The organism is Streptomyces sp. NPDC001728 (genome assembly GCF_040297565.1).
In the GTDB taxonomy this organism is placed as follows: Bacteria; Actinomycetota; Actinomycetes; order Streptomycetales; family Streptomycetaceae; genus Streptomyces.
Genome location: NZ_JBEOZK010000004.1, coordinates 180,573 through 200,412, shown reverse-complemented (window position 1 = coordinate 200,412; position 19,840 = coordinate 180,573). Strand labels below are relative to the sequence as shown.

At 73.8% G+C, this 19,840-nt stretch carries 13 protein-coding genes; all 13 read left to right on the top strand.

Translation table 11 applies throughout. The features are described from left to right. Positions 1 to 68 precede the first annotated feature (68 nt). The 13 genes from ABT154_RS08765 to ehuB all read left to right on the top strand — a co-directional run bounded on the left by ABT154_RS08765 (position 69) and on the right by ehuB (position 19,807). A complete protein-coding gene (locus ABT154_RS08765) occupies positions 69 to 1,223 on the top strand; it encodes an ATP-binding protein (RefSeq protein ID WP_351854680.1) in 1,155 nt (384 codons plus the stop codon). After that, positions 1,220 to 5,164, top strand: coding sequence for a vWA domain-containing protein (locus ABT154_RS08760; RefSeq protein ID WP_351854678.1), 3,945 nt, complete (start codon positions 1,220 to 1,222; stop codon positions 5,162 to 5,164). The genes ABT154_RS08765 and ABT154_RS08760 overlap by 4 nt, the downstream gene beginning before the upstream one ends. Then, positions 5,161 to 7,038, top strand: coding sequence for a hypothetical protein (locus tag ABT154_RS08755; RefSeq protein ID WP_351854673.1), 1,878 nt, complete (start codon positions 5,161 to 5,163; stop codon positions 7,036 to 7,038). Before ABT154_RS08760 ends, ABT154_RS08755 begins: the two co-directional genes overlap by 4 nt. Positions 7,039 to 7,200: 162 nt before the next feature. Beyond that, entirely contained in the window at positions 7,201 to 7,389 is a 189-nt protein-coding gene (locus ABT154_RS08750) for a hypothetical protein (RefSeq protein WP_502969470.1), read from the top strand. A 101-nt stretch (positions 7,390 to 7,490) separates the two neighbouring features. Further along, entirely contained in the window at positions 7,491 to 8,300 is an 810-nt protein-coding gene (locus ABT154_RS08745; RefSeq protein ID WP_351854671.1) for a hypothetical protein, read from the top strand. A 274-nt stretch (positions 8,301 to 8,574) separates the two neighbouring features. Next, entirely contained in the window at positions 8,575 to 11,379 is a 2,805-nt protein-coding gene (locus ABT154_RS08740; protein WP_351854668.1) for an alpha/beta hydrolase, read from the top strand. Positions 11,380 to 11,870: 491 nt separating this feature from the next. Then, positions 11,871 to 14,234, top strand: coding sequence for an ATP-binding protein (locus ABT154_RS08735; RefSeq protein ID WP_351854666.1), 2,364 nt, complete (start codon positions 11,871 to 11,873; stop codon positions 14,232 to 14,234). A gap of 307 nt (positions 14,235 to 14,541) precedes the next feature. Beyond that, on the top strand, positions 14,542 to 14,979 hold the full coding sequence (locus ABT154_RS08730) for a hypothetical protein (protein ID WP_351854663.1): 438 nt from the start codon (positions 14,542 to 14,544) through the stop codon (positions 14,977 to 14,979). A gap of 364 nt (positions 14,980 to 15,343) precedes the next feature. Continuing rightward, entirely contained in the window at positions 15,344 to 15,949 is a 606-nt protein-coding gene (gene ectA, locus ABT154_RS08725; protein ID WP_351854661.1) for a diaminobutyrate acetyltransferase, read from the top strand. A 57-nt stretch (positions 15,950 to 16,006) separates the two neighbouring features. Further along, positions 16,007 to 17,314, top strand: coding sequence for a diaminobutyrate--2-oxoglutarate transaminase (gene ectB, locus ABT154_RS08720; RefSeq protein ID WP_351854659.1), 1,308 nt, complete (start codon positions 16,007 to 16,009; stop codon positions 17,312 to 17,314). A 142-nt stretch (positions 17,315 to 17,456) separates the two neighbouring features. Continuing rightward, entirely contained in the window at positions 17,457 to 17,864 is a 408-nt protein-coding gene (locus tag ABT154_RS08715; RefSeq protein ID WP_351854656.1) for an ectoine synthase, read from the top strand. Between the two features lie 65 nt (positions 17,865 to 17,929). Beyond that, entirely contained in the window at positions 17,930 to 18,829 is a 900-nt protein-coding gene (gene thpD, locus ABT154_RS08710; protein ID WP_351854653.1) for an ectoine hydroxylase, read from the top strand. A 42-nt stretch (positions 18,830 to 18,871) separates the two neighbouring features. Next, complete coding sequence (ehuB, locus tag ABT154_RS08705) at positions 18,872 to 19,807, top strand: ectoine/hydroxyectoine ABC transporter substrate-binding protein EhuB (protein WP_351854651.1); 936 nt, start codon at positions 18,872 to 18,874, stop codon at positions 19,805 to 19,807. The last annotated feature ends 33 nt before the right edge of the window (positions 19,808 to 19,840 follow it).

Sequence of the window (19,840 nt, the reverse complement as noted above, 5' to 3'; positions counted from 1 at the left end):
GGTTCTCGTGCTCGTATCCGCACGCGTAGCTGTATCCCTTTCGTCTCGCACACCCGGAGGACTTCCGTATGACCGTCACCGAACGGGCCGTGCCGGCCCGGCAGGTTCTGCCGGCCGAGGAGCGCCATGCCGCCGAGCTCGCCTTCCTCGCCGTTCAGGACCCGGGCCCGCGCCCGCCGGGCTGGGCGCTCACCCCGCGCGCCGTCGTCACCTTCGTCTGCGGCAGCGACGGCGTGGAGCTGGCCCTGCCCGGGCGTCGGGCCGGACTGCCGTCGAAGCTGGCGATCGCGCCGAAGTTCGTCGGTGAACGCGCTCTCGTGGAGCGCTGCGTCGTCACTCTCGCCGGGGAGCGCGGACTGCTGCTCACCGGCGAGCCCGGCACCGCCAAGTCGATGCTGTCGGAGCTGCTCGCTGCCGCCGTCAGCGGGACGAGTGCCCTGACCGTGCAGGGCACGGCGGGCACCACGGAGGACGCGTTCCGCTACGGCTGGAACTACGCCCTCCTCCTCGCGCAGGGTCCGACCCCGCAGGCCCTGGTCGACTCCCCCGTGCTCGCCGCCATGCGTACCGGGCGCGTGGTGCGCGTGGAGGAGATCACCCGCTGCCTGCCCGAGGTACAGGACGCCCTCGTGTCCATCCTGTCCGACCGCCGGATCACCGTGCCCGAACTGACCGCCACCGAGGACGCGGTGGTCGGCGCCGCACCCGGCTTCACCGTCATCGCCACCGCCAACCTCCGCGACCGCGGGGTCTCCGAGATGTCCGCCGCGCTGAAGCGCCGGTTCAACTTCGAGACGGTGGGCCCGATCGCTGACGCCGACGCCGAGGCCGTCCTGATCCGGCGTCAGGCGGTCGCGGCGGTCCAGCGGGCGGGCGCGTCCTTCGGGGTCGACGACGCCGTCCTCGACGCCCTCGTCACCGTCTTCCGGGACCTCCGCTCCGGTCGGTCCACCGAGGGCTGGGAGGTCGAGCGGCCCGGCACGGTGATGTCCACGGCCGAGGCCGTGCAGGTGGCGGCGTCGTTGGGCGTCGCGGCCGCGTACCTGCCTGGCGGTGATGTCCTCGACCTGCTGCCGGGCCACCTGCTGGGTGTCGTACGGAAGGACGATCCGGCCGACCACGCCCGGCTCCTGGGGTACTGGGACGGACCGGTCCGGCGCCGGGCCGAGGGCGGCTCGGCGATGTGGCGTCGGCTCTGGGACCTGCGCGGGAGCCTGCGTTGACGAACGTCGATCCCCGGGCGGCCGTGGACGCGCTGGCCGCGTCGCGCGAGCCGTACCTGCTCGGAGTGCGCCACCACAGTCCGGCGCTGGCCGCCGTGGTGCCCGCCCTGCTGGACGAGGCGGGCGCCGAGGTGGTCTGCGTGGAACTCCCGGCCGACTTCCAGCCGTGGCTGGAGCATCTGGCCGACCCGGAGACCGTCGCCCCGGTCGCCCTGGCCGGGGCGGGCGAGGGCGAAGGCCTGGCGTTCTACCCGTTCGCCGACTTCTCGCCGGAGCTGGCGGCGGTGCGGTGGGCGCGGGAGCGCGGGGCGGAGGTCGTGTGCTGCGACCTGCCGTTGGGCGATCCGGGCTGGTCGCGGGAGACCGTGCCGGCCGCGGGTCCTGCGGGTTCCGGCGAGGACGGGGACTCCGTGGATGTCGCCAGTTCTGGGGATGTCACGGATTCCGACCAGGTCACGGGGTCTGCGGATGGCGCGGGTTCCGACGATGCGGCCGGCGCCGGGGCGGGTGGGGAGGCCGAGGAGAGTGCGCGTCGCGACGGACCGGGCACGGACGACCGGGAGGGCCGCCGTTCCTTCGGCGCCGCGCTCGCCGCCGCCGGCACGGGCCGGGACGGTGAGGACATGTGGGACCGGGCCGTGGAGGTCCTCGCTCCCGGCTGCCCCGCCGAGGCCGTGCGCCGCGCGGCCCTGGGCGTGGGCTGGGCCCTGCGTGCCGACGCCGACGTGCCAGCGACCGATCTGGCCCGTGAGGCCCGGATGCGGCAGGTCGTCGCGGCGGCCTCGGTGGGAGGGCGCCGGGTCGCCGCCGTGATCGGCGCGTTCCACGCCCCGGCGCTGATGGCCCGCCCGGAACCGGACCCGGATACCGACGCGCGTACGGAGCCGGCTGCGAGCACAGGTACGGAACTGCCCACGGACACGCGCAGCGACACCGGCAATGGCTTGGACACCGGCACCGGCAATGGCTCGGACGGGGTGGGCGTTCGGCGTCCGGGGGCGGCCGACTCCGGACGTACCGGCGGCCAACCGGACCGGAGCGGGTCCGGGGGTGCGAGCGCTTCCGCGCCCCGGGGCGCGAGCAGCGCCGCGGTGACCTCCTTCGTCCCCTACTCGTTCGATCTTCTCGACTCCCGGTCCGGCTACCCCGCCGGTATCCGTGACCCCCTCTGGCAGCAGGCCGTACTCGGCGCCGCCGGTGACGCGGACCGTATCCGTGAGGCGGCCGCCGTCGCGGTGACGGGCGTCTGCCGGGAGATGCGGCGCGCCGGCCACACCGCCGGTACCGGTGAGGCTGCCGAGACCCTGCGGCTCGCCTGCGACCTGGCCACGCTGCGCGGGCTGCCCGCCCCCGGGCGCGGCGAACTGCTGGAGGCGGTCACCACCGTACTCGGGCAGGGCGAGCCCCTCGGCCGTGGCCGGGCGCTGGCCCGGGCGCTGGAGGCCGTGTTCGTCGGCAGCGCGCGGGGGCGGATCACCCCGCGCGCGCCCCGTTCCGGTCTGGGCCCCTCGGTCGATGACGAACTCGCCCGGCTGCGGCTGCCCGGCGCGGGCGAGCCCGAGCCGCGCGAGGTCCGCCTCGATCCGCTCCGGTCGCCGCTCGACGGCCGGCGGGAGGTCCTGCTGCAACGTCTGATGGTCATCGGTGCCTCGTACGGCGAATCCCTCACGGTGGCCGCCACCGGCGACGGCACCGCGCTCGGCACCAAGTGGCGTCTGCGGTGGACCCCCTCCGTGTCGGCGCGCCTCGATCTCGCCGGAGTCCGTGGGGTGACCGCGGCACAGGCCGCCTCCGGCGCGCTGGGCGAGACCGCGCGTCGTGAGGCGGCCGACGGTGGACCGACCCCGGCGCAGATCCTGACCGGGCTCACCGCCGCCGTCCGCTGCGACCTGCCCGATCTGGTCGACGCACGGCTGCGCGAGGCCGGCGCCGTACTGCCCGACACCGCCGAGCTGCCCGAACTCCTCGAAGCAATGGACCTCCTGGAGGGCATACGGCGCGGACACCACCCCGGCACGACCCAGGGCGCCCGCGCCACGGCCGAGGCGCTCACGGGCGAACTCCTCGACGCCGCCGTACGGTCCCTGCCGGGTCTGGCCGGAAGCGACAGCGCCGCGGACGCTCGGGCGCTGGTGGCACTGGCGGACCGGACGGCCGCCCGGCACCTGGGCCTCCGGCTCGACCGGGCCCTGGCCGAACTCGACTCGGGGGCGGCGCCGTTGATGCAGGGCGCCGCCCTCGCCGTACGGGTCATGCTCGACCTGGATCCGGCCGCCGGGCTCGGCGCGCGCGTGGCCGACTGGCTCGACGGTGCGACCGCGCCCGCCGCCCGGCGGGCGCTCACCAAGCGCCTCGCGGGACTGCTGACAGCCGCCGGACCGCTGCTCCAGGCGTCCCCGGACGCGCTGACCCCGCTGCTCGACGGGGTCGAGGCCCTGGTCGACCAGGAGTTCCTGGACCGGCTCCCGGCGCTTCGGGGCGGTTTCGACGCTCTGACGCCCGCCGCGCGGGACCGGCTGCTGACGACCGTGACCGAGCGGCTCGGCGACCGGCTCGACCTCTCGCTCGACGCGCCGCCCGAGTTGCTCGCCCTGTGGGCCGCCGCCGACGCGGCGGGACTCGCCGCGCTGAAGAGCCTGGCCCTGGCCGTGCCGGACGCGTCCGAGGGGCTCCGTCTCGCGACGGATGCCCGCGATGCGGCGGCCACCGGGGCGGGGTCGTCGGGGTCGTTGTCGAGGTCGCTGTCGAGATCGTCCCAGCCGTCGGTGCCGAAGGGGGAGCCTGAACAGGCCGAGCAGGATCGAGGCCGGGGGCCTGAGCCGCTGCTCGGGCATGCCGATCGGTGGCGGCTCCTCCTCGGACGCCACAAGGAACGGCTCTCGGCGGACGCACGCCGGTACGCCCGTGCCCTGGACGAGCTGTACGGCGGCGGGCGGGGCGAGGGCGCCGACGACGTGGACGGCGGGTCGGGTCAGGGCGGAGGGCAGGACGCCTCCTTCCCCACCGCCAGGGAGTGGTCGCAGGAGCTGGAGGCCCTCTTCGGAGCCGACGTACGGGAAGAGGTCCTCGCCGAGGCGGCGGACGCGGGGCGCTCCGACGTCCTCGCCCAGCTGGACCCGGCGGCGGTGCGCCCGTCCGTCGAGCTGCTGAGTTCCGTCCTCTCCCTGGCCGGCGGGATGCCCGAGGCGCAACTCGCCCGGCTGCGCCCGCTGGTGAAGCGGCTCGTCGACGAACTCGCGCGGGAACTGGCCACCCGGCTGCGCCCGGCGCTCTCCGGTCTGGCCACACCGCGCCCGACGCGGCGCCCCGGCGGTCGGCTCGACCTCGCCCGTACGCTGCGCGCCAACCTCGCCCACACCCGGCGTACGGACGACGGCCGCGTCGTGGTCGTACCGGAGCGTCCGGTCTTCAGCACACGGGCGAGCAAGGAGGCGGACTGGCGGCTGGTCCTGGTCGTCGACGTCTCCGGGTCGATGGAGGCGTCGGTGATCTGGTCGGCGCTGACCGCCGCGGTGCTGGGCGGCGTTCCGACGCTGTCGACGCACTTCCTGGCCTTCTCCACCCAGGTGGTGGACCTCACCGACCGGGTCGACGACCCCCTGTCCCTCCTCCTCGAGGTCCGGGTCGGCGGCGGGACGCACATCGCGGCGGGGCTCGCGCACGCCCGCTCTCTGATCACCGTGCCGAGCCGCACCCTCGTCGTCGTGGTCAGCGACTTCGAGGAGGGCGCGCCGCTGTCGGGGCTGCTGGGCGAGGTGCGCGCGCTCGCCTCCTCCGGGGCGCAGCTGCTGGGCTGCGCGGCGCTCGACGACGCCGGCACGCCTCGCTACTCGGTCCCCGTGGCACGCCAACTCGTCGCCGCCGGTATGCCGGTGGCCGCCCTCAGTCCGCTCGCCCTCGCCCGCTGGGTGGGCGACCGCCTCCGTGGAGAAGCCCGTTGAGCACCGATGCCCTGCCTCCCGTCGCCCCCGAGGTCCTCGCCGAGGCCGTCGAACAGCTCAGCGCGAGGCTGCGCAAGAAGCTCGACGCCGCGATCGAGAGCTGTGCGGCGAACATCGCCGCGGCGGCCGACGGATCCGTGGACGTGCCCTTCGGTGAGGACGCGGTCGTCAGCCTGCGCCCCGGCCCGTCCGGAGCGGTCGTCGACGCCGGGCAGGCGGTCTGTACGTGCCTGCTGGCCCCGCGCTGCCTGCACCGGGCGGCCGTCCTGGGAGCGGCGCCGATCGCGGAGATGGGGGCGCCGGGCGAGCTGGAGGCTTCGGGCGAGCAGGGGCGTTCGGGTGGGCTGAACGGGTCGAGCGGGACGGACAGTTCGGGGGCCTCGGAGGCCGGCGACACGTCGGCTCGGGGTGTGGGTGCCGTCGGCGCCGAAGCGCCGCACGAGCCGGCCCCCGCGCTCACCACCGCTCAGGTGCGGGCCGCGACCGCGCTGTGGCAGGCGGCGGCCGAGGCGCTGTCCGCGGGTGTCACCGCCGGCGGGGCCGTGGTCCAGGCCGAGTTGCTGCGCGCCGCCCACACCGCGCGGCTGGCAGGGCTGCCCCGGGCCGAGGCCGCCGCTCTGCGCGTCGTACGGGGATTGCGGGCCGCGCGGGAGAGCAGCCAGGGCCAGCGGCTCGGGGACCTCACGGGCGCCTTCCGTGAACTCCTCTCCGAGGCCGCCCTGCTCGCCTCGGGATCGGCCGGTGCCGGTGCGACCGGCTCCGTGCGCCGTGCGTACGGGGAGGGCGGCAGCCTGCGGGTGTACGGACTGTGCCGGGAGCCGGTGCTGTCCGCCACCGGGTACGGGGGCGTCGCGACCCATCTGGTGGACCCTGCCGGTGCCTGCTACACAGTGTCCGACGTACGTCCGGGGGGCCTGGCCCGCGCCAAGGGGGCGGGGACCGCGTCCGTGGCGCTCGGCGGGGCCGTCCTCGACCACGGCGGGCTGGCGCGCGGTGGGCTGCGGATCGTCGGCGCGACCGTGTCCCAGGACGGACGGCTCGGGGCGGGCCGGGGCGTGAGCGCGACGCCGGTGCGCGGGGTCGAGTGGTCCGAGGAGCCGGTCGCCGCGCTGTTCGCGCGACCGGTGCACGAGGCCATGGCCGCCGCGCTCGACGCCGGTTCCTCCGAGGGCGACGGGACCGCGGCGCCCCTGCTGGGCTGTGACGTGGTGGTGGTCGGCGCGGCCGGGGAGTATCTGGTGGCCCGTGTCGCCGATGACGGTCCGCTGGTGCGGCTGCGCCCCGCGCACCCCCATCCGGGGCTGCCGCACGCCGCGAACCTGCGCAGGCTCGCGCGGTGTCCGGGGCTCGCGTTGCGGGTGCTCGGCCGGCCGGACCTGGAGCGGGCCGCGACGCTCCGGCCGCTGGCCGTCGGCCCGGTGCCGGGGGCCCCGCACACACTGAGGCTGCCGGAGGAGTGGCTCGGTCGGGCCGATCTGGGATACGACCGCCTCCAGGGCGGTCACTTCCCGCCCGAGGTGACCGGGGCCGAGCCGACGGGGCCGGTGACCGCAGGGCCGGATCCGCTGGCGGACGCGCCGTTGTGGCGGGTGCGGCGCCTTCTGGAGACGGGGGTCGCGGGCGGGAGACGCGCCGTGGCCGAGGCCGGTCGCGGCGCGGAGACGGCAGCCTTCGTCGTACCGCTGCGCAGGGCGGGACTCGGCGGGGCGGCGCAGCTGGCGGAGGCGGTGATGGCGGAGGCGGACCGTCGCCCCCGCGACGCCTTCGGCCGGCTCACCGACGCCTCGGCCGACGGGTACGCCCGGGCGTGGCTGGCCTCGGCGGTCCACCTGGCGGCGGCGGAAAGGTCGCTGGTGGCGGCTTCGTGGTCCTGATGGGCGGGGAGGCGCGCGGTGCCACCTGCTGGAACGTCCTGTGCGGGACAGCGCGCCCATCGGGCCCGCCACAGGGCGGCGCCGCGCCTCCGGGCGATGAGTTTCCGCCATCTCGGAAGTCCCACGGAGAGACGCTGCGGGCCGCGAGGACTGGGAGAGGTCATGACGGAGGACGTCTGGACGGAGGACGTCTGGACGCTGGTGCACGCCGAGCGGGTGGCCCTGATCAGGGACCTCGTCCACCTCGATGACGAACAGTGGCGGGAGCCGTCGCTCTGTGACGGCTCGACCTGCACGACGTGCTCGCCCATCTGGTCGACACCGCCCGGACGACACGCCTCGGGTTCGTGATCGCCCTCGCCCTCGGCGGCAGGGAAGGGGGCTGCAGTGGTGCTGCGGCGGTCATCGGCGCCCCTGGTCGGCGTATCCGCAAGTGAGGGTGGGGAACCGTAATGAGTGTGCGCCTCTATCTGGACAGGGCCCTGGAGCCCCGTACGCCGGACGGGTCGGCGGGTGAACGGGCCGGATTCTTCGACGGGGCGATGGAGCTGGAGGCAAAGAACTGGCCTCCGCTGCTGTGGTGGGCGATGTTCGGCCCCGGCGACCTCATGGAGGCGAGGATCGCCGACACCGAGGACGCCGGTACCGAGGAGCACGCGGAGTTGCTGAGCGAGTGGGGCGATGCCACGTACCCCTACCTGGTGGTCGACCAGCCGACGGCGCTGTCGCGGCTGCACGCCCGGCGACCGGGACTCGTCGGTCGGCTCGGCGAGCGGTACTCGCCCCTCTACGACGAGTTCGCCGCGCTCATCGAGGCCCGGTTCGGCCCCTACGTACTGCTGCGGACCGAGGCGTTGGCCGACGGCGGTGACGGCGGCATCCGCCTGCTGTTCGAGGAGACCCTGTCCGAAATGGAGCGCCTCGACGCCGATCCCACCACGGCGGCCGGCCGACGCGTGGACAGACTGATATCGGATTTTCAGCGGTGGCAGCACACGGATCCGGTCTGGCTCCTGGCAGGTGCCGGCGACGGATGGCCGAGCGCCGCGCTGCGGGAGCACTTCGCCGCCATCGCGGGCAGGCGGTCGTCCAGCGGGGGTTCCGGGCGGTCCACCGCTGTGGGGTGGGTGTGGGGCGTCCTCTTCGTGGTCTGCGGCATCGGTGCGTACCGGCTCACCGAGCATGTCTGGCCCGTCGTCGTCACGGTTGGTGCGGTCCTGGCCGTGGTGATGCCGGGGTTCGTACGGCAGCGGCGGGGCTGAGCGGGCCGGCCTGCTCTGTAGGTCCGTGGCCAGCGCATCGGCCACCCGCCACCCGCCACGATTCAGCCACCTCGCACCCCATGAGGCAACCCCCGAAGCCCCGTTGCCCTCTCTCGGACGGGGCTCCGTTCGTTCCCGGTTTCCCGGTTCCCGGTGCCCAGGCCATCGGCGGCGGCGCCTGCCCCATCGGCGCCGGAGCGCCCCCTGCCTCCATGAGATCGATCGAATCGTGAGGAAGACCGCTTTGATACGTGTCGTACGTGGCATACGTGGCATGACCGCCACGACCGCCTCCTTACTCGCCCTTGCCCTCGTGTCGCCCGGGTCCGCTCATGCTCTGCCCGCCCCCGGCGGGTCGTCCGTCGCCGCGTCCGTGGGCCGGTTCGGGGAGTCCGAGCTTCCCGAGGGCTGGCAGGTCGTCGGTGGCGGTGCGGGTCGCCAGTTGGTCTGGACGGCGTCCGAGCCCGTGCCCATGGGCGATGCCCGGGTCGAGTTCCACGCGGGTGACCGGCTGCTCGGCATACCCGTGGCCCAGCGGGACGGCCGGACCTTCCGGTTGCCGCTGGGGGACTTCCGGTTCACCGAAGGGACGCGGTTGCGGGTGACGGCCGGTGGGCGTCGGCTGGACGCGACCGGACCCGCCCGTTCCGTCGGCGCCCGGCCACCCGCTCCCGCCGCGCTGCCGGAGGCCCCGCTTCCCGCGAACCGGGTGGATCCCGGGGTGCCGGGCCGCTACCGCACCGTGAGCGGCTCCTACGACCTGGCGTCCGTGCGGCTTCCCGGGTTCCCCGAGCCCGTCGAGATGCGCGCCACGGTGGTGGGACCGGCCGACGCGCCGGGCAAGCGGCCGGTGGCCCTCTTCCTGCACGGCCGCCACGACACCTGCTACACCCCGGGAACTGAGGAGATGAACGGTTCCTGGCCCTGCGCGGACGGAACCCGGCCGATACCGAGCCACGAGGGGTATCTGCGCGCCCAGCGGCTCCTGGCCTCGCAGGGGTACGTGACGATGTCCGTCTCCGCGAACGGCATCAACGGCCAGGACGACCGGGCCGAGGACGGCGGTGCCCAGGCCCGCTCCTCGCTCGTACGGCTGCATCTGGCCCGTTGGGCGGCCTGGTCCGCGAACAGGTCGGCCGCTCCGGCCGCCGTACGCCGCACCTCCCCCGCCGACCTGTCGCGGGTGCTGCTCGTCGGCCACTCCCGGGGCGGCGAGGGAGTCAACCGGGCCGCCCTCGACAGCCTCAACCCGGCGCCCGCCGGGCAGGACGGCTACCGGGGTCCCGTCCGGTGGAGGATCCGCGGCACCGTCCTGATCGGCCCCACGATCTTCGGCAACAACCCGGCTCCCGATGTGCCCTCGGTGACCGTCCTGCCCGGCTGCGACGGCGACGTGTCCGACCTCCAGGGCCAGAACTACGTCGACGGGACCCGGGGCGTCAGCCGGGGTGCGGCTCTGCACAGTGCCGTCTACGTGGTCGGCGCCAACCACAACTTCTTCAACAGCGAGTGGACCCCCGGCCAGGCCGAGGCGCCGGCCCACGACGACTTCTTCTCCGAGGACGGCGCCGACCCGGTCTGCTCGCCGGGGGCCCGGACCCGTCTGACGGCCACGCAGCAGCAGGCCGCCGGCGCCACCTATGTCGCGGCGGCGGCCCGGCTGTTCGTCGGCGGAGACGACCGGGTGCGTCCGCTCCTCGACGGCACGGGCCGCCGTGCGCCCTCCGCCGGCCCGGCCCGCGTCCTCGCCCACGCCGTCGGCGCGAACCGTACGCCGGCCTTCCTGCCGGGTCCCTCGGTGACCGTGTCCGGTGGCGGCAGGCTCTGCGCCCAGGTCGACCCCGACGCCGCCCGCGCCTGCCTGTCCCCGGAGACGGGTGGCCTTTCGCCGCACTTCGCGTACTGGGAGGCCAATCCCGAACCGGGCCGTGACGCCGTCGCGATGGCGTGGCCGAGGCCCGGGGCGCCCGTGCGGGTGCGCTCCACCCGGCCCGTCTCCCTGGCGGGTGCCGATTCCCTGGCCCTTCGCCTGATCGTCCCGCCCAACAGCACGGGCACCGAACTGGACGTGAGCGTCACCGACGGGTCCGGGCGCCGCGCGCACCTGGGCCGTACCCGGATCGACGGACTGCCCGGCAGCGAGCGGACCGCCTCCTCCTGGGCACGCGAGGTGCGTGTACCACTGTCGGCCGCGGTGCGCTCCCGTCTCGATCTGAAGCGCGTCACGACGCTGGAGCTGACCCCGCGCGGTCGTGCCGGTCGCGCCTGGCTGATGGACGCGTGGGGCTGGCGCCCCGGCACCCCCGCCGTGCGCCCCGCCGCCCTCGCGCGTGTCGACGTCGGCCGTCTCAGCGTCGCGGAGGGCGACTCCGGTGTCCGCGCCTACCGGGTGCCGGTGCGGGTATCCGGCCAAGGCAGCGGTCAGGTCCGGCTGTTCGTCCCCAAGCCGGACTCGGACGAGTTCACCTCGCGTGTCGTGACGGTGCGTCCCGGGCGCCACGACATCGACGTACCGGTCGAGGTGCGCGGCAACACCCGTTACGGATACGACGTCGCGCACGACGCCTTCGTCAAGGCCGTGCGCGGGACCGTGGTCGGCGCGCACCGGGGCGGGGTGACCGCGCTCAACGACGACGCCGTGCCGGCGGTGAGCCTCGCTCCCGTCGCGGACGACGTGCCCGAGGGCTCCGCCCTCACCTGGCGGGTGACGCTCTCCGAGCCCGCCGATGTCGACATCTCCGGCAGCGTCACCTTCCTCCCGCCGGCCGCCGATGCGGGACCGTCCCCGGTGGAAGCGCCGGAACTGTCCACGGCGGACGTCGACCGGGCGTGGCTGCTCGACCACCTCGGCGAGGTTCCGGACCCGGCCGTCCCGCTTTCGCGCATCGAGAACGGCGGCCTGTACCTCGGCGTCGACGTCCCCGCGGGCGCCACGAGCGCGGAGGTGACCGTGCCGACGGTCAAGGACGGCCTCAGCGAGCCGGTGGAGTCGTTGCGGGGGCAGCTCACCACCTACGACGGGGCTTGGGAGCCCGTGTCTGGCCCGGAGTTCGCGGGACGGGTGCGGGACGAGCCGTGATGTGCGCGGGGCGGGAGGGACGCCGTCTCGCGTGCGCCCGTCGGGACGTATGCCCGTCGGGACGTACGTCTGTCTCGCGTACGCCCCTTGGGACGTACTCCCTTCGGGGGCGTACGCCTGTCTCACGTACGCCCGTCGTCACGTACTCGTAGTGCTGTACGGCGGGCCTGAGGTACGCGCAGGTGCCTGCGCGCCCTGACGTACGCGCCGCGACCTGCCACGGAGGCGGGCAGCGGGCCCCGGGAAAGGGTCCGCTGCCCGTCTCTGTCGCTTCCCGACGCCCCGGCGGCTCGCTTCACGCACAGGCATACGACCGCTCCCCCTGGGGTGTGATCAGGCGCGCGCCCGCGCCACCCTGCGTACCGCTCACGCGTTGAGGTTGCCGTGACGCCGCTTGCAGTGACGGTTCTGCACGCTGGGCCTGCGGCTTTCCCGCCGCACGGCGAGGCCTTCGAGGTGGCGTCCTCAAGGGAAGCGATGGCACCGAGGTCGTGAAGTACCCCCATGTGTGGACACGGGCCGACGGCTTCGACGACGGGCCCGGCAGCCCGTCCGCCCTGGAGACGGGCGGCCTGCTGGGCCGCGCCGGGGAACTCGCGGAACTGCGTGCCGCCCTGGCCCGCCACCGGCAGGTGACCGTGACGGGGGCGGCCGGAGTCGGCAAGAGCCGTCTCGCCGTGGCTGTCGCGGCACCCTTCGCCGGCGGTCCCTGGCAGGACATGGTCCGGGTGCGGTGGCACGACGGAGTGCCCGTCGGACCGGACGCCCTGGCCGGGCGGGTGGCCCGGGCGCTCACCGCCGCCACGGGAGTGCCGCCGGGCACGAAGCCCGGGGACGTCACCGTCGCCGCGTGCGCCGCAGCCGCGCACGGGCTCCTGCTGGTCCTGGACGACGTCGACCCCGTGCACGCCGAGTGCGCGGGCCTGGTGCAGCGGCTGCTCATGGCCGTGCCCGCGCTGCGGGTCCTCGTGACCGCGCGCCGCGCGCTCGGGCTCGGCGCCGAACGGGTGGTGCGGGTGGCGCCGTTGGCCGTCGATGCGCCTTCGGGTTCGCCGGATCTCGCACCCGCCGTCGAGCTCTTCCTCGCACGCGTGCACGGCTGCCCGCCGGTGGCGGAGGAAGACATGCCGGACGTGCGGCGGGTGTGCCGTCTCCTGGAAGGGGTTCCGCTGGCGATCGAGCTGGCGGCCGGCCGACTGGGCGACCGTACGGTACGTGAACTCGCCGACCGCCTGGAGACGGACCAGTGCTGGCTGGCCGGTCCGGGTCCGGCCCTCCGCCGTCACCGGTCCCTGCGGGCCTCCCTCGGCGCGGTGCACGCGCTGTGCGATCCGGCGGAACGCAAGGTCTGGCACCGCGCGAGTGTCTTCGCGGGGTCGTTCAGCGAGGAGGCGGCGGTTCGCCTGTGCGCGGGTGGCGAAGTCGAGCCGGAGCACGTGCCCTCCTGCTTGGCGCTGCTCAGTGCGACGGGGGTGCTCCAGGTGATCGGCGAGCCGGGTGCGGTACGCCGTCCCCGCTATCGCATGGTGCGTGCGGCGCGCGACTTCGGTGCCGAACGGCTGCGCGGGGCAGGCGATTCGCAGCATGCGCTGGCTCGGCACGCGAGCCACTTCCGAGGGGTCGCGGCGGTCGCCGAGACGCTGTGGGACATGGGGCTCCAGCGCCAGGCGGTGCGGATCGTCCTCGACGAGCACGACGAGCTGATGTCCTTGGCCGAGGGGGTGCTCGCGGGCGCGCTCCACGCACACCACATGCCTCGCACCGAACACGCGGCCGGCGCCGGGCGCTCCGACGGCGCCGGGGGCGCGGCCACCGCCGTGGACACGACGGACGCGGACGCCGTGCACCCAGCCGATCCCGAGACCACGACCGACCGCGACCCGACGGCCGATCCCGGGAACACGACCGACCCCGACCCGACGGCCGATCCCGGGAACACGACCGACCCCGACCCGACGGCCGATCCCGGGAACACGACCGGCTCCGACCCGACGGCCGGTGTCGAGCACGCAGCGGGCTTCGACCGTTCAACCGGTTTCGAGCACACGACCGATGCCGACCGCACGGCCGAGGCCTGCGGCGTCGCCTGCGCCGAGCACGTCGAAGCGGCGGTGGAGACAGTCCTGCACCTGTGGTTCTGGTGGGCGGCGCACGAGCGCGGCTCGGAGGGTGGCCGTCTCCTGCTCGGTCTGCTCCCCCACCTCCCCGCCGGCAGTCCTCTGACGGCCCGTGGGCGATGGCTGGCGGCCTGGCTGGTCGCGGCGCGGGACCCCCGGACGGCGCACCGGCTGCTTGACCTCGCGTGGCCGGCCGCCGTCATGGCCGGGGACGACGCCCTCGTGGGCCGTATCGCCCACGTCCACGGAGCGCTCGCCTGGCAACGGCGCGACCGGGAGGCGGCCTCCCGCTCCTACCGCCTGGCCGCCGACACCGTTCCGGAGGGGGCCTACGGCGGCCCGCCGCCGGCCGTCAGCCTGGCGGCCCTGTCAGTCGTCCAGGCCCATCATGATCCCGAGGCCGCCGCGCGCACCGCGGACCTCGCGCTGGCCCGGCCGAGCGGCGCCGACGACCTGTGGGCCGCGGCCCTCGCCCAGTACGCCCGCGCCTTCGCCGACCACCGCGCGGGCCGCACGGGCCGCGCGTGGCACCGCATTCGGCGGACGCTGGCGCGCCTGGCCGACGAACCCGGTGCCGCGCCACAGGCCCTCGCGGTGCTCCGCCAGTTGCTCGACCACATCGAGGGCGCCCGGGACGGCTCCCCCAACCCATCGGATCGGCACCGGCCGTTCGTCCCGACCCCCCGCACCGAGGTACGGCCGACACGCACCACCGAGGACGGCCTCGGCCGACCGTGACCCACCGCTCGTGAGCCGTCCTGAACAGACAGCAGGACGGCAGGACGGCGAGGTGGCACGGCGACGCCCCGCCCGGGTTCCACGCCGGCGGGGCGCCGGTCCCGAGCAGCGACGAGCAGCCAGCACGCGTGACTAAGGACCCCTCCACGGTAGGTCCAGGGTCTGACATCGATGCTCGTGGCCGGGGGTTGGGTGGTCGTGACTCAGAGCCTGAGCAGTCGCAATTCTGGGTCCGAATGACGTTCTGGCGGGCTGTCCTCCGACTGTTCCGTCCGGCTGCCGAGACCCGTTCTCCATGGCTCCGTCCATGGACATCATGGAGGTGGTTTCCGTGGATGATGAGGCGATGTTCGTTCGCACGGAAGCCCTGCCGCAGTCGTCTCTGCATCAGCACATGACGGTTCAGGTTCACACCCCCATCGGATCCGCCGTGGTGCTCTGGCACGGCGATCCGCCAGAAGCCGACGGCCGGCACCACGTCGAATGGACTGTCGGCGAGGACATCCACTGGGGGCGGAACGCCCAGCCTGCCCTCTCCAACGAACCGGAAGTCCGCCAGGAAGGCGACCGGGTGATCGTGTGCGGTCTTCTCCACCTGTACGACGACGGTGTCGCCTGCCTGCAGATGGGTCACTGGACCGTGCTGTTCGACGTGGCATCACCGGTCCCCGACAGCATGGACGAATCCTGGGTGGAGATCAGCGTCGGATCAGAGAACATCGCCCTCTGCCCCTACCAAGTCTGATCGGGTCGCCTTCCCGTTCTCGGGACTTCTGGACTGCCGAAGGGAGCATCGGTCGCGCCCCTGCAACCGCTGTCCGCGTGGGCGGAGCACCCGCCCCCGAACCCGTACACCTGACCCCGTACGGGCGTCTCAAACCCGAGAAGCGGGACTGTCTCACATCGGGTGGGGAGGCGAGTAGGCCATCGACAATGCGTTATTCAGGCGTTATAAACACAAGATATTCGCCGGTTTGGGGTGGTTTTCCTTGCCCTCGGGGGTGCATCGGCGCCTATGAGCGCCGTCGTGCATCTATCACGCGCCCGCTCGGGCATACAACCCCTCCGCCCCAGGAAGTTCCCCTCTTCGCTCGGTAGCTTCGGCGCACATGACCACCGCCCATGCGACCTCCCCGGTCACCAGTCCCGACCACCCCGCCGGATCCGAACGCGGCCCCCGACGCGGCCCCGAGGCCAGGCCCGATCTCGGTGTCAGCCTCGGACGGGCCCGTGCGAGCGACGGTTCCGGGCTGTGGCGGATCGCCCGTGACTCGGGGGAACTGGACGTCAACTCGCCCTACAGCTACCTGCTGTGGTGCCGGGACTTCGCCGACACGACCGCCGTCGCCCGTGACTCCGTGGGACGGCCGGTCGGCTTCGTCACCGGGTATCTGCGCCCCGACGACCCCCGCACGCTCTTCGTGTGGCAGGTCGCCGTCGATGGTTCGCACCGCGGAACCGGGGTAGCCGGAGCACTGCTCGACTCCCTGGCCGCCCGCGTCGCGGCCGAGCACGGGCTCGACCGGATGGAGGCGACCGTCACCCCGGGCAACGCGCCCTCCGACCGGATGTTCCGCTCCTACGCGCGCCGCCACGGCGCGACCGTGACCCAGGAGGTCCTGTTCCCGGCCACGGACTTCCCCGGCACCCCCGGCTCCGACGGCACCGGACACGAACCCGAAGTGCTCTACCGCATCGGGCCCCTGACGTACTGACCCACGGCACGGCCCCCGCCCAGCATTCACCCGCACCCGTACCGATCCTGGAGAGACGTGACCGCCCTCACCGACATCATCGCCGCCCCTTCCGTCTTCGAGACCGTCGAATCCGAGGTCCGCAGCTACTGCCGCGCCTGGCCCGTCGTCTTCGAGCGCGCGAGCGGGAGCCGGCTCTACGACGAGGACGGGCGTCCCTTCCTCGACTTCTTCGCCGGCGCGGGCTCCCTCAACTACGGCCACAACAACCCCGTCCTGAAGCGCGCGCTCCTCGACTACCTCGCGCGCGACGGCGTCACCCACGGCCTGGACATGTCGACGACCGCCAAACGGGACTTCCTCGAAGCGTTCCGTACGACGGTCCTGGAGCCGCGCTCCCTGCCCTACAAGGTCATGTTCCCCGGCCCCACCGGCACCAACGCCGTCGAGGCCGCCCTCAAACTCGCCCGCAAGGTCACCGGGCGCGAGACCGTCGTCTCGTTCACCAACGCCTTCCACGGCATGTCCCTCGGCTCGCTCGCCGTGACCGGCAACGCCGCCAAGCGTGCCGGCGCGGGCGTCCCGCTCAACCACGCCACCCAGATGCCGTTCGACCACTACCTCGGCGGCCGAATGCCGGACTTCCTCTGGTTCGAGCGGCTCCTCGGCGACCCCGGCTCCGGTCTCGACCACCCCGCCGCCGTCATCGTCGAGACCGTCCAGGGCGAGGGCGGCGTCAACGTCGCCCGCGTCGAGTGGCTGCGGCAGCTCGCGGACCTGTGCCGCCGCCGGGACATGCTGCTCATCGTGGACGACGTGCAGATGGGCTGCGGCCGCACGGGCGACTTCTTCTCCTTCGAGGAGGCGGGCATCGTGCCCGACATCGTCACCCTGTCGAAGTCCATCAGCGGCTACGGGCTCCCCATGGCCCTCTGCCTGTTCCGCCCCGAGCTGGACGTCTGGCAGCCGGGCGAGCACAACGGCACGTTCCGCGGCAACAACCCCGCCTTCGTGACCGCCACCAAGGCCCTGGAGACGTTCTGGGCCGACGGCACCCTGCGCGAGCGCACCCTGACCCGCGCCGGACGTGTCGAGCACGCGCTCCTCGATCTGTGCGGCGAGGACGGCCGCACGGCGCTCCGGACCCGGGGCCGCGGTCTGGTCTGGGGCCTGGAGTTCGGCGACGGCGAGCGGGCCGAGGCCGTGTGCCGGCGCGCCTTCGAGCTGGGTCTGCTCCTGGAGACGTCCGGGCCGCACGGCGAGGTGGTCAAGCTGCTGCCGCCGCTGACGGTGACGGACGACGAACTCGACGAGGGCCTCGGCATCCTGGCCCGTTCCGTCCGGCACACGGCCGACCTCCGCACGTCCGACCGCCGGGCCGCCTGAACCCGCCACCGGGCACCCCACGTCGCGCCCGGCTCCGCATCGCACCCGGTTCCGAATCCCGCCGAGCGCCGCATCGCATCAGGCCCTGGCGTCCGTTCCTCCACCCCACCCCACCCCACCCCCGACAGAAAGGCGATCCCTCGTGATCGTGCGTTCCTTCGACGAACTCGACGGCACCGAGCGGCATGTGAAGGCCGCCTCCGGCACCTGGGAGAGCAGGCGCATCGTCCTGGCCCGTGAGCGGGTCGGGTTCTCCCTGCACGAGACCGTGCTGTACGCGGGCACCCGTACCTCCATGTGGTACGCCAACCACGTGGAGGCCGTCGTCTGCACCGCCGGTGAGGCCGAGCTCACCGACCTCGAGACAGGCCGTACGTACACGATCGTGCCCGGAACGATGTACCTGCTCGACGGGCACGAGCGGCACACCCTCGACGTCAAGCGGGACTTCCGCTGCCTCTGCGTCTTCAACCCGCCGGTCACCGGCCGTGAGGACCACGACGAGAACGGCGTCTACCCCCTGCTCACCGAACCCGAGCCCACCGCCTGAACCCCTGCGCCCCCGCACCCCCGCACCCGACAACCCCGCACGAGACAAGGAAGGCACCGCCTCTCATGACCTCCGCCCCCGCCCGTCCCGTCGACCTCTACCCGACCCGTGGCACCGAGGAGCAGCTGATCGGTCGCAAGGACCCCGTCGTGTGGTCCGCGCCCGGCACCGCCGGGCCCTTCTGGGCGCGGGAACTCGAGGAGTACGAGCGCGACGGGTTCGTCACCGTCGACGAGCTCGTCACCCCGGAGGAGGTGGAGGTGCTCCGTGACGAGCTCGACCGGCTCGTCACGGACCCGGCGGTCCGGCAGGACGAGCGGGCCGTCGTCGAGCCGAACTCGCAGGAGATCCGCTCGGTGTTCGAGGTGCACCGGATCAGCGAGGTGTTCGCCAAGCTCGCGGCGGACCCGCGCGTCGTCGGGCGCGCCCGTCAGATCCTCGGTTCCGATGTGTACGTCCACCAGTCGCGGGTCAACGTCAAGCCGGGCTTCGGCGCCAGCGGCTTCTACTGGCACTCCGACTTCGAGACCTGGCACGCGGAGGACGGTCTGCCTCGGATGCGGACGGTCTCCGTGTCGATCGCCCTCACCCCGAACCACAGCACCAACGGCAGCCTGATGATCATGCCGGGTTCGCACCGGACGTTCCTGGGCTGCGCCGGCGAGACGCCGCGCGACAACTACAAGAAGTCGCTCCGTACGCAGGACGCGGGGACGCCGTCCCACGAGGCACTCACCACGTTCGCCGACGCCTGCGGCATCCGCCAGTTCACCGGCCCCGCGGGCTCGGCGACCTGGTTCGACTGCAACGCCCTGCACGGTTCGGGCGACAACATCACCCCGTACCCGCGCAGCAATGTGTTCCTCGTGTTCAACAGCGTCGACAACCAGCCGGAACTGCCCTTCGCGGCGCCGGTGCGGCGGCCGGCCTTCATCGCCACGCGGGACATCGCACCCGTCGGATGATTCTCGCCGCCCATCGTCCGTACGACAAGGAAGGGGACGTCCATGTCCCGTCAGGATGCCGGCCGGGGCCGCTCGCCCCTCGACCGCCGCGGATTCCTCACCAGATCGGCACTGCTCGGCGCTGCCGCCCTCACCCCGGCGTTCGTGACGGCCTGCAGCCGCACCGAGGCCGGCACCGGGGCGCCGAAGGGCGACGCGGACCTGCTGGCGAAGCTGCGGAAGCAGGGCTTCGTGCGGGTGGGGTTCGCCGGTGAGGCGCCGTACGGCTTCCGGGACGGCGACGCGCTCGCCGGCGAGGCCCCGACGCTCCACCGGGAGATCTTCACGGCGCTGGGAGTCCGCGAACTGCGGCCCACGCTGACCGAGTTCGGCACGCTCATCCCTGGTCTGCTGGCGGACCGGTTCGACCTCGTGAGCGCGGGCATGGCGATCACGCCCGAGAGGTGCGCCAAGGTCCTGTTCTCCGAGCCGGAGTTCATCTCGCCGACGGCGCTGATGGTCCGCGAGGGGAACCCGAAGGGGCTGAGCGACTTCGCGTCCTGTGTGGCGCGGGGCGCCACCGTGGGGGTGCTCACGGCGGCGGTGGAGGCCTCGTACGCCAAGGCGGCGGGCGTGCCGGACGGCTCGGTGAAGACGCTGGCCAAGCAGCAGGACGGTCTCGACGCGCTGCTCGCCGGCCGGATCGACGCCTTCGCGCTGACCGGCGTCTCGCTGCGCTGGCTGTCCCGCACGAACCGGGGTGCGGCGGTGCAGGTGGGCGCGCCGTTCGTGCCCGTGGTGGACGGGGTCAAGCAGTTCAGCGCGGGCGGCGCGGTGTTCCGGCTGGGGGCGACCGGGCTGCGGGACGCCTTCGACCGGGAGCTGGCGAGGATAACCGGCGACCCGGCACGGTACGTGCGGCTCGTCGGCCGCTACGGGTTCACCGAGCGCGAGGTGCCGCCCCGCTCCCTGCGGACGGCCGATCTCTGTGCGGCCTGAGCAGGTGGCCGAATCCCTCGTGTCGAACGGGCA